12 protein-coding genes are annotated in these 11441 nt (G+C 53.2%); all 12 read left to right on the top strand.

Annotated features, from left to right (window positions below):
• Positions 1-265: 265 nt before the first annotated feature.
• The 12 genes from ftsE to rsfS all read left to right on the top strand — a co-directional run bounded on the left by ftsE (position 266) and on the right by rsfS (position 11250).
• Positions 266-952 carry a cell division ATP-binding protein FtsE gene (ftsE, locus tag QZR21_RS01225; RefSeq protein WP_296097471.1) on the top strand — a complete coding sequence of 229 codons (687 nt, stop codon included), beginning with the start codon at positions 266-268 and terminating at the stop codon, positions 950-952.
• Positions 945-1829 carry a permease-like cell division protein FtsX gene (gene ftsX, locus QZR21_RS01220; protein WP_296097469.1) on the top strand — a complete coding sequence of 295 codons (885 nt, stop codon included), beginning with the start codon at positions 945-947 and terminating at the stop codon, positions 1827-1829. Before ftsE ends, ftsX begins: the two co-directional genes overlap by 8 nt.
• Positions 1830-1835: 6 nt before the next feature.
• On the top strand, positions 1836-3038 hold the full coding sequence (locus QZR21_RS01215) for a murein hydrolase activator EnvC (RefSeq protein ID WP_296097467.1): 1203 nt from the start codon (positions 1836-1838) through the stop codon (positions 3036-3038).
• 23 nt (positions 3039-3061) lie between these two features.
• Entirely contained in the window at positions 3062-4192 is a 1131-nt protein-coding gene (locus QZR21_RS01210; RefSeq protein ID WP_296097463.1) for a S41 family peptidase, read from the top strand.
• Positions 4193-4483: 291 nt separating this feature from the next.
• Positions 4484-5779, top strand: coding sequence for a GTPase ObgE (gene obgE / locus QZR21_RS01205; protein ID WP_296097461.1), 1296 nt, complete (start codon positions 4484-4486; stop codon positions 5777-5779).
• Positions 5780-5790: 11 nt separating this feature from the next.
• Complete coding sequence (yhbY, locus tag QZR21_RS01200) at positions 5791-6081, top strand: ribosome assembly RNA-binding protein YhbY (protein ID WP_296097459.1); 291 nt, start codon at positions 5791-5793, stop codon at positions 6079-6081.
• A complete protein-coding gene (gene proB, locus QZR21_RS01195; protein ID WP_296097458.1) occupies positions 6068-7207 on the top strand; it encodes a glutamate 5-kinase in 1140 nt (379 codons plus the stop codon). Before yhbY ends, proB begins: the two co-directional genes overlap by 14 nt.
• A complete protein-coding gene (locus QZR21_RS01190) occupies positions 7204-7359 on the top strand; it encodes a hypothetical protein (RefSeq protein ID WP_296973294.1) in 156 nt (51 codons plus the stop codon). Before proB ends, QZR21_RS01190 begins: the two co-directional genes overlap by 4 nt.
• Positions 7344-7949, top strand: coding sequence for a nicotinate-nucleotide adenylyltransferase (nadD, locus tag QZR21_RS01185; protein WP_296097454.1), 606 nt, complete (start codon positions 7344-7346; stop codon positions 7947-7949). The genes QZR21_RS01190 and nadD overlap by 16 nt, the downstream gene beginning before the upstream one ends.
• 3 nt (positions 7950-7952) lie before the next feature.
• Complete coding sequence (gene yqeK, locus QZR21_RS01180) at positions 7953-8537, top strand: bis(5'-nucleosyl)-tetraphosphatase (symmetrical) YqeK (RefSeq protein WP_296097453.1); 585 nt, start codon at positions 7953-7955, stop codon at positions 8535-8537.
• Positions 8524-9405, top strand: coding sequence for an LCP family protein (locus QZR21_RS01175; RefSeq protein WP_296973290.1), 882 nt, complete (start codon positions 8524-8526; stop codon positions 9403-9405). The genes yqeK and QZR21_RS01175 overlap by 14 nt, the downstream gene beginning before the upstream one ends.
• Positions 9406-10017: 612 nt before the next feature.
• Entirely contained in the window at positions 10018-11250 is a 1233-nt protein-coding gene (gene rsfS / locus QZR21_RS01165; protein WP_363926236.1) for a ribosome silencing factor, read from the top strand.
• Positions 11251-11441 lie beyond the last annotated feature (191 nt).

The raw sequence follows: 11441 nt of genomic DNA, 5'->3' as shown, positions 1-11441 counted from the left end.
CCGCGAAGCGGCTGATCAGCTTTCCTGAAAGCTAATAGCTGGAGGCTGGAAGCCCTCGCCCGTACGCACGTCTCTTGGGTACTTGACATCCGCCGTGCAGCGGCTATCCTGCTCAAGGCCCAAAGCCCTGTCAGTACACACGCCTGTAGGCCATATTGAGCCGCAGGCGGATGCCCTCGATCTCAATCTCGACCTCGGTCTCGATCTCGATCTCATTGCGGCGAAGCCGCTATTTCTATTTACATCACTAGAAAGTGAGGATTGAATGATAACTTTTGACCAGGTATCATTGCAGTACGATTCTAAACATACGGCTCTCAAAAATATTTCTATCCATATAGATAAGGGAGAGTTCGTATTCGTTGTAGGCCCTTCGGGCGCCGGAAAGTCCACCTTTGTCAAGGTGCTGACCCATGAACTGGTGCCGGAACAGGGGACCGTCGTAGTGAATGGTATCAATATTACAAAACTGAAACGGAGCAAGGTGCCCTATTATCGGCGTACCCTTGGCATCGTGTTCCAGGATTTCCGCCTTCTTTCCGAAAAAACGGTATTTGAAAATATCGCCTTTGTCCTCCGGGTAACCGGGGCAAAGTCCCGGGAAATCAAAGAGCGGGTGAATAATGTACTGGACCTCGTAGGTCTCCGGAATAAGGCAAAGGAACTTCCTTCCAAGCTTTCCGGTGGGGAACAGCAGAGAGTGGCCATCGCCAGGGCTCTGGTAAACCAGCCCCTCCTTCTCATTGCCGATGAACCGACGGGCAACCTGGATCCGGTGACTTCCGAAGAAATCATGAAGCTCTTCAACCGGATCAACCACATGGGGACTACCATCATCATGGTGACCCACAATAAGGACCTGGTCAATGCCATGCATAAGCGGGTCATTAATATTGAAGACGGCCGCATTATCGCCGACCAGGAAAAAGGGGGATACCACTTACATGTTTAGTTCTTTTGGTTATTTCTGGAAAGAGACATTCCATTCCCTCTTCCGAAATAAATTCATGGCCATCGCCTCTGTGCTTACAGTGACCCTGTCCATGTTCATTCTTGGCGTCTTCCTCTGTGCCGTGCTGAATATCAATCACATGGCTACGTACCTGGAAAGCCAGGTAGAAATGACAGTATATCTGAAGGATGGCCTCACCACGGACCAGGTCATGAACGTAGGAAAGAAACTGAAGGCCCAGCCTGAGCTGAAGCAGATTTCCTTCAAGAATAAGGACCAGGCCTTTGCTGACTTCAAGAAAAACCTGGGAGACCAGCAGGGCATCCTGGATGCCATCAACGGCAACCCGCTGCCCGCTTCCTATTCCACATCCTTTGCCAATCCACAGGCCCTGAAAAATGCGGCGGCCATTGTGGCGAAGTATCCGGAAGTGGACTCCGTGCAGTATGGCCAGGACATTATCGAACAGCTCTATAAAGTGGCTCAGGTCATCCGTCTGGGCGGCATCATCCTCATCGTCTTCCTGGCGGGGGCTGAACTGTTCATCATTTCCAATACCATCCGGCTCACCGTATTCGCTCGGCGCCGGGAAATCCAGATTATGAAATACGTAGGAGCCACCAATGGCTTCATTCGGTGGCCCTTCATTTTCGAAGGTATGGTAATCGGCTGCATCGGTTCCGGCATCGCTGCCTTCATCCTGTGGGAAGGATACAAGGTGGTACTTTCGGAACTGGTCAGCGCAGGCCTTGTATTTATTCCCATGATTCCCCTGTGGCCCTTTGTGGGCTACCTGACCGCCATTCTTCTGGTGGCAGGCATCATCATCGGTATCCTGGGCAGTACCATTTCCCTTCGCAAGTATATGAAGGTGTAAGAGAGCATGAAAAAATCCCAATCTATTCTGGCTGCCCTCGCCATCTCCATCGTACTTGGCGGAGGCGCCCTGTATGCACCGGTCCATGCGGATGATCTGGATGACCAGGTATCGGACCTCCAGGGGCAGATTGATTCTTCTCGCCTGGAGCAGGAAAACTGGGAACAGGTTATCCAGGATGTGAGTGCAAAGCTGAAGAGCATCCAGGCAGATCTGGATGCGGCTACGGCGAAACTGAAGAGCATCCAGGCCCAGCAGGCCCAGATCAACGCCCAGATCGAACAGACGAAGGTGGACATTGCCAAAGCCGAAGCCTACCTGAAGACGAGGCAGGCCGTCCTGAACCGCCGTGTCCGTGCGATTTACATGCATGGCCAGCTGAATTATCTGGAAGTCATCCTTGGTGCCAACAGTTTCTCGGACTTTGCAAACCGCCTGGAACTCCTGAAGCGGGTCATCCATTCAGACTACAGCCTGATTCTGGAAATCCAGAAACAGAAAGCCGCCATCGAGGCCAAGAAAGCCCAGCTGGAAGCAGATAAGAAACAGCTGGATGCCCTGGCAGCGGAAGCGGAAAAGACGCAGAAAGAAATCGCCGCTAAGAAAGCGGAACAGCAGAAAGTGCTGGATGCAGCGAAGAATAATAAAGCCGCAGCAGCCCAGATGGAACGAGACCTGAACTCCCAGCTGGACCAGGTCAGAAGCCTTATCCAGCAGCGCCTGGCAGCAGCGGAAGCCGCAAGACAGGCAGCCCAGCAGCAGCAGAGCTCCTCCGATGACGGAGGAGGCGGCGGTGGTGGCAGTGATGATGGCTACGTACAGGGTACCGGCTCCCTCGGCTGGCCCTGCAGCGGTCCTATCACGTCCCCCTTTGGTTATCGAACCCATCCGATTTTCGGAACCACCATTTTCCACGCCGGCATCGATATCGGCGTAGATTACGGTACTCCGATTCATGCAGCCGACAGCGGTACTGTGGTCTATGCAGGCTGGATTTCCGGCTATGGCAATGCAGTCATCATTGACCACGGCGGCGGATTGTCCACCCTTTACGGCCACAACCAGTCTCTGGCTGTTGGCGAAGGGCAGTCTGTCTCCAAGGGACAGGTTGTCGCTTATGCCGGATCCACCGGCAATTCCACCGGACCTCACTGCCACTTCGAAGTGGATGTGAACGGTTCTCCGGTCAACCCCATGGGGTATCTGTAATGAATGAACAGAAGAAAGCATTTTTGCTGAAAATTTCATCCTATGCTGCCGCCGTCATCATCGGCGGCGTCGGAATTACATTCGGCGGAGCCGCCCTCTATACGGGCGGTCATCCGCTGGATTTTTTCCATTTCATGAAGACCTACCATATGGTAAAGGCCAATTATTTCCGGCCCATCGATGAAGATGCCCTTTGGGAAGGGGCCGCTTCAGGCATGGTGGATAGTCTGGAAGATCCCTATTCCAAGGTTCTTGCGGGGGATGATTATTCGTCCTTCATGGAATCCACCAGCGGCGAGTACGGCGGTATCGGCGTCGTCATGGGGCTGGACAGGGATTCGAAAGTCCGGATTTTCAATGTGTTCCCCGACAGCGCCGCCGAAAAAGCGGGCCTTAAGGCGGGGGATGAAATCCTCTCCGTCGACGGCACCGACATCGGTGAGCTCGGTCTTACGGGTACCGCCCAGGCGGTCCGCGGGGACAACGGCACCGAGGTAGCCCTGGAGGTCCTCCGGAATGGGGAAACCCTGGATTTTGATGTGACCCGGTCCAATATTACCCTGCCCACGGTGCTGAGCCGCATGGTAAAGGACAACATCGGCTACATTCACATCTTTACCTTCAGCCGCCATACACCGGAGGAGTTCAAAAAGCAACTCTCCGCTCTCAAAGACCAGGGCTGTGAAAAACTGATCATCGATGTCCGTATGAATCCCGGCGGCATGATCGACTCCGTGGTAGCCATTGCGGACCAGATCCTTTCCAAAGGGACCGTGGTCAGCTACAATGCCAAATCCCTGGGCAGTGAAGTGTACTCCGTGAAGGGCGTAGAAAATCCTATGCCCATGGCTGTCCTCATCGACAAGAACAGTGCCAGTGCTTCTGAAATCCTGGCCGGCGCCGTGCAGGACCGGAAAGAAGGCACCATTATCGGTGAACGGAGCTATGGCAAAGGCACGGTGCAGGCTGTCTTCGACCAGGGCAATAAAACGGCGGTTAAAGTTTCCATCGCCGAGTATAAGACCCCCTCCGGCCGGTCCATCGATAAAGTAGGTATTACCCCGGATATCCCGGTCCAGCAGACCGGAAGCCTCTTCCATCCGGATACGGACAATGTGCTGCAGAAAGCCATTGAAGTACTGGAAGGGGAGTAGAAAGTTATCAAAAGCCGTGAAGGATATTTCTTCACGGCTTTTTCATTGGGATCGAGATCGAGACCGAGGAAATCCGCCTGCAGTGCTCAGATGGCTGACTTGCCTGCGCACGGGCGCAGGCTTTGAGCCTTTAGCTTTGAGCCTTGAGCGGCTGTCCTGCGCAAGGCTTGATGTCCCGCCGGTGCGTACGCAATCGAACCACCGGGAACCCCTCGATCTTATATATCCCTTTCCCCCGTTCCATGCTATAATAATATAGATATTTTCTGATTTTTTGAGCGAGGTATGACTATGTTTATTGATAGAGCAAAGATTATTGCAGTATCCGGTGCCGGCGGGGACGGGATGGTGGCATTCCGCCGGGAGAAGTATGTACCCCGGGGCGGCCCCAGCGGCGGCGACGGCGGTAAGGGGGGATCTGTCATTGTTCGTGCGAACAGTGATCTCAATACCCTCATCAATTTCCGGCGCCATCGGAAGTTTGCAGCCAAGGCCGGTGCCAACGGCGGGGCGAAAGAAATGTTTGGCAAAGCGGCCCAGGACGTGATCGTGGAAGTGCCCCTGGGCACCATGGTGTACGATGACAAAACCAATGAACTGCTGGCGGATCTGACCCAGAACGGCCAGGAGGTCATGGTGGCCAAAGGAGGCCATGGGGGACGGGGAAATTCCCATTTTGCCACCTCCGCTGTCCGGGCTCCCACCTATGCAGAAAAAGGGGAACCGGGGGAAGAAAAGATGATCCGCCTGGAACTGAAGGTCCTGGCTGACGTTGGCCTTCTTGGTTTCCCGAGCGTCGGCAAATCGAGCCTGCTCCGCAAGGTTTCCGGTGCCAAACCGGAAGTGGCGGCCTACCATTTCACCACCCTGAACCCGATTCTGGGGGTGGTGAGTCTCGATTACGACCGCAGCTTCGTGATGGCCGATATTCCGGGCCTCATCGAAGGGGCCAGCCAGGGCACAGGGCTGGGCGATGAATTCCTGCGGCACGTGGAACGGACGAAGGTACTCATCCATGTACTCGATGCCGCCGGAAGCGAAGGACGGGATCCGCTGAACGATTTCCATGTCATCAATAATGAACTGGAACTGTACAGCCCCCTGCTGGCGAAGAAAAAACAGATTGTGGCTGCCAACAAGACGGACCTCATCGATGACCCGAAGAAACTGGAAGATCTCCGCAAGGCCATTGAAGGGGAGGGATATCAGTTCTTCCCCATCTGCACCCTCACCGGAGAGGGGCTGAAACCTCTCCTGGAAGCGGCATGGAAGATTCTCCAGGAAGAACCGGATGTATCCTTTGAAGCGCCGGAAAAGACCATTGTCTATGAAGTGCCGAAGGATGAATTCGAAATCGAAAAGAAAGACGGCGTGTTCTATGTGAAGGGCAAGCGGGTGGAGAAACTGGTGGGTATGACCAATTTCGAAGACTACGTTTCCCTCCGCCGTTTCGACAGGGCATGGCGTTTCATGGGGCTCGACAGGCTTTTGAAGAAACAGGGCATCCAGGAAGGGGATACGGTCAATCTCTACGGCGTAGAGTTTACGTTCTCTGAAAATAAAGGAACCGAAGAGGAAGAAGAATAGGGGAGACAATGATGTTAACAGGTAAACAGAAACAGTATTTAAAGAGCCAGGCCGTACAGCTGCCGGCCTATGTGCAGATCGGCAAGGAAGGCCTTACGGATACGGTCATTGACAGCGTAAGGGATGTGCTGCTGGCCCGGGAACTGGTGAAGGTGAAGATCAACCAGAATTCCGACGAAGATATCCGGGACACCGCAGGGCTCCTGGCGGATAAGCTGGACTGCGAAATCGTCCAGATCATAGGAAGAAACTGTGTGCTCTTCCGGCAGAAAGAAAAGAAGTCCCACTATGAACTCCCCTGATACGGTACGGGCGGATATTCCCAGGAAGAAACGGGTGGTCATCAAGGTAGGCACCAGCTCCCTCACCTATGCCAACGGGAAAATGAATCTCCGTTTCATGGATCATCTGGCCCGCCAGATTTCGGACCTTCGGAATCGGGGGATCCAGGTGATTCTCGTGACCTCCGGCGCCATAGGCATCGGATTTCCGGAGCTGGGATTCAAAGAAAAGCCGTCCCTCCTTCCCTATAAGCAGGCTTCCGCTGCCGTGGGACAGGGCATCCTCATGAATATCTATGAGCACCTGTTCCGTGAATACGGCCACGTGGTGGGCCAGCTTCTCTTCACAAAGGGAGATGCGGTGAATTCGAAGCGGTACCTCTACATGCGGGGTACCCTGTCGGCGCTCTTGGAATTAGGGGCTATCCCTGTGATCAATGAAAACGATGCTGTTACGGCAGATGAAATCAAAATCGGCGACAACGATACCCTTTCCGCCATCGTCGCCAGCATTGCGGAGGCGGATCTCCTCATCATCCTTTCCGATATCGATGGACTTTATACGGCGGATCCCCGCAAGGACCCGAAGGCTGAGCTCATCCATGAGGTACCGGAATTTTCGAGGGATATTTTCCGCATCGCCGGCGGCGCCGGCACGAGCCAGGGCACCGGCGGCATGTATACGAAGATCCAGGCCGCAGAAATCTGTGTCCATTCGGGCATCGACATGATCATTGCCAAGGGAAGCCTTCCTGATGTGATCCTCCATATTATGGACGGCGACAATATCGGCACCCTCTTTAAGGGGGAAAATGTACATCCCCAGCTGAAAAAGCGGGACGTCATCATCGGTACGGCGGTGAAAGGGAAAATCCTGGTGGATGGGGGCTGTCGGAAAGCCCTGCTGGACAAGGGTTCCAGTCTCCTGGCCGTAGGCATTACGGGTATAGAGGGGTCCTTCGAAGAAGGGGACACTGTATCCGTCTACTATGGCGATGAAGAGCTGGCCCGGGGCATTACCCATTACAGCAGTGGGGACATCCAAAAAATCAAAGGCCTCCATTCCGGAGAAATGGCAAAGGCCCTGGGCGGAGAAGCCCCCTACGATACGGTCATTCACCGGGATAACCTTCTGGTGATGCGATGAAATTCTCTGAAAAGCTGAAATGGCTGGTCTATTATTATACGAAGCATCCGAAAGGGCGGTTTGAGCTGTCCCATATCCTGGAGCTTCTTGGATTTCTTGTAGTTTGTATCCTCCTGGTGGAAGCGGTGTTATATGTATGGTTAAACGGATAGGCATATTCGGCGGGTCCTTCAACCCCATTCATATCGGCCATCTGGTGATTGCAGAATCGGCGTGTCAGGAATTCGACCTGGAAAAGGTGATTTTTGTGCCCTCCGGCGACACGCCCCATAAGGACATGCATCACATCGATAAAGAGGCTCGGTATGACATGGTGAAAGAAGCGATCCGCGGCAATCCCATGTTCACCATTTCCCCGGTGGAACGGGACCGGAGCGGTCCCTCCTACACGGTGGATACCATCCATATCCTCCAGCAGGAAATGGGGAAGGATATAGAGTTTTACTTCATCTGCGGCACTGACGCCCTGGCGGACCTGCCCACCTGGAAATACAACCGGGAACTTCTGGAAATCTGTCACTTTATCTGCGCCAGCCGGCCGGGGTATGAGGAAAAACTGAAGAAATCGGTGGCCTGCTTCGGGGAACTGGGGAAGGAAAAAATCCATTTCCTGAAAATACCGGAACTGGAAATTTCCTCTACCATCCTCCGGGACCTGCTGGCCCATAATAAATCGGCCCGCTATTTTATTCCGGACGCCGTGATTCGGTTCATTAAGAAAAATCATCTATACGAAGGATAAGAAATGAAACTGGAAGATATACAAAAGGATTTGAAAAACATTTTATCCCCCAAGCGGTTCCACCATTCCGAAGGGGTGGCGGCCATGGGGAAACACCTGGCGGAAAAGTATGGTGCGGACCCGGAAAAAGCGTACGTGGCCGGCTGGGTTCATGACTGCGCCAAGGAACTCACTCTTTCTGAAATGCAGGACATTGTGAAAGGCGCCGGCCTTTCCTGCGATGACTATCTCCTTTCCAGCCGGGCTCTCCTCCACGGGCCGGCAGGCAGCGTACTGGCGGAGACAAAGTACGGCATCCATGATGCGGCCATCAAAGGAGCCATTTATTACCACACCACCGGCCGGAAGGATATGACCCTTCTAGAGAAAATTATTTTCCTGGCGGACTATATCGAGCCTTCCCGGGATTTTCCGGGGGTGGACAGGCTCCGGAAACTGGCGGAAAAGGACCTGGATGAAGCCATGCTGGCGGCCTACGATTCCACCATTTCCCACCTGATGGACCAGAAAGCCTATATTTATGACCTTACCTTTATCGGCAGGAATGATTTGATACTGAAACACGAGAAAGCCCATGAAAAGAAATAAAAAAGGAAAAATCAAAACAGGGAAACTGGCCCTGTTCCTTCTCATTGTGGCGGCGGTTCTTGTCATCCTGGGAATGGCGGTGGGAAAAGGAGTCACCTACATCATGGGGAAGAACGGAAACTCCGCATCCCCCATTTCCTATTACCTCTTTATCGGTACTGACAAGAACTGGGGCAACGAGGCCGATGCCCTGCTCCTTACCGCCTGGAACAGCAGGGATAAGGAAGTAACCTTCATTTCCATCCCGCCCAATACGAAGCTGTCCCGTCAGGAAAAGAAGAACCAGCTCATCCGGTCCACCTTCAGCGAAGGGGGAGCGGAGGAAACAAAGAGTGCCGTGGAGAACCTCCTTCACCTCCGGGTAGACGGATACGGGGTGGTGGATTTCTCGGATTTTGAAAATTATATGGATAAAATCGGCGGCATCGACATGTATGTGGAAAAGAACATGGAACACGTCGATGGCAGCGGCAATCCGGATATAACTATCCGCCAGGGCTACCAGGACCTCAAGGGAGCCCAGGCCCTTGGCTATGTACGGTACCTGGATGGAAAGAACGGGGAAATCGACCGCATCCAGCGGCAGGAACGGGTCCTGAAGCCCCTGGTCTCTTCCCTCCACAACCATTTTGCCCTTTACAGCTATGTCTTTGCCCACCACATCTGGAACCTTTCAGAAACGGATATCTCCGCCGGAGAAGCGGCCCAGCTGGCCTATACATTCACTAATTATCCGGAAGACAGCTTCCACTACGTCATTCTCCCTGGAGAAACCCAGACCATCGGTAAAATCCCGACCTGGGTAGTAAACCCCGCAGAACTCCAGAAAGCCGTAGCACTGACCATCGGATCGGATAACGGGAAATGAGGTCGAGACCGAGACCTTCAGTAGCTTCGCCGCGTTCCATCTCCAAGGGGCTGCATGGTTACGGGATATCTGACATGGAATGATTATTCTGTTTCAGTGACTCTATCCATAAAAAGCGTGCCCCCTTAGGAAAGCACTGATTAAATCGTTGTCAGATTTCATTCTTGGATTTTTATGCAATGCGAGGAATAACTCGACGCGAATAGCGAGCTATTTAAGGAGAGTTATGACGAAGCAGTGCATAAAAATCCTTATGAAATCTGACTTTGCGAATTAATCAGCGCTTCCCTAGGGCCTGCATGCTTAGAAATGGTTTGCCGTTTCGATGATATTCCACCTGCACATCAACTGATTATCTGTCAACTGTAAGCTGTAAGCTGTAAGCTGTAAGCAGATAGTCCGTTCCTCTATCTTCTATCTCCTATCTTCTATCGTCTATCATCTACTATCTTCATCGATACCCATATTCATGACTGATGACCTGAATACGTATCTGATACATGGCGCAGCTTCCTCTTCTGTGGCGGCGCACCATCACTCCTGACTTATTACTTATTTACGACTATTTGATTTCCTATATCTATACACATTTCATGACAAGGAGACTGTTCTATGGAAAAAACGATTGAAACCATCTGCAAAGCATTAGCATCGAAGAAAGCGGTCCTCATCCGCGCCCTGAATGTACGGGGCCTTACCAGCATTGCCGACGACTTTGTCCTCGCCACCACCCGCAATAAAAAGCAGGCCCAGGCAGCGGCTGACGAAGTGGAAGAAAAACTGGGAGACCTCGGCATCCATGCACTCCGGGTCGAAGGATACCGGGAAGGAGACTGGATTCTCCTGGACTTCGGTGATGTGATTGTCCATATCTTCACCGATGAAGAAAGACGGCGCTACGATTTCGATACCCTCTGGAAAGAAGCGCCGGTGGAGGAGAATACCATGAAACAGGAGACGACAATGAATAAAGAGGGGAATGAGGGCCTGGGACCCAGGAAGTTGAAAGAAAATTCCCTGGCCACCCTTACGGTGAAGCGCATTGCTTCCTTCGGCGCCTTTCTGGACGCCGGCACAGGCAGCGATACCGATGATATTCTCCTCCATAACGGCCAGCAGCTGCATCTGGTGAAGGTGGGAGACCTGGTCCATGTGTTTCTTTACCATGATCCCCATCACCGCCTTACCGCCAGCATGCGGCTGCCCCAGATTCCGGTGGGCGGCATCGGCTATGCGCCGGTGATGCTGACCACCCGGTTCGGTGCTTTCGTGGATGTGGGAACGGAACGGGGCATTTCCCTGCCATTTTCCCAGATGGAAGAACGGGTGTCTGAAGGACAGTCGATCTGGGTGAAACTGTACGTAGATAAGACCGGCCGCCTGGCGGTGACCATGAAAGTGGAAGAAGACATCCGCCGCATCGCCCTGCCGGCCCAGGGGATCAGGGTGGGGGATACCATCAAAGGCTCTGTGTATAACAAGACCGGAGAAGGAACCTTTATCATTACCCGGGAAAGGGTAATTGCCTTCCTCCATCGGGATGAAGTAACAAAACCGATTCCCATGGGCGCAGAAGTAGAAGGCCGGGTCACCTATATCCGCAAAGACGGCCATGTGAATATCTCCCTCCGTCCCCAGAAGGAGAAATCCATGGAAGGGGATATGAAACTCCTTCTGGACTATATGGACCGCCATAACGGCACCCTCCCCTTCACCGATAAATCGGATCCAACCCTGATCAAATCGTCCCTGGGCATCAGCAAAGCAGCCTTCAAACGGGCCGTGGGACACCTCCTGAAACAGGGCATGATTACCATGGATGAGGGAAAGATCAGACGGAAATAAGATTGAGATCGAGGTCGAGACCGAGATCGAGGGTATCAGCCTGCGGCGCTATGGTGACTGACCATCGTGTGAACGGGCGGGGGCTTTTAGCTATTAGTTGCTAGCAGCCAGGAAGACTGATTCGCCTGCGGCGCATCCATCAGCTAACCTCCGTCGCCTGGCGGCGCCACCGCCGGGCCCTGAAAGGAAGG

This window comes from uncultured Dialister sp., from assembly GCF_900541605.1.
Lineage (GTDB): Bacteria > Bacillota > Negativicutes > Veillonellales > Dialisteraceae > Dialister.
This window is presented reverse-complemented; position numbering and strand designations above follow the sequence as displayed.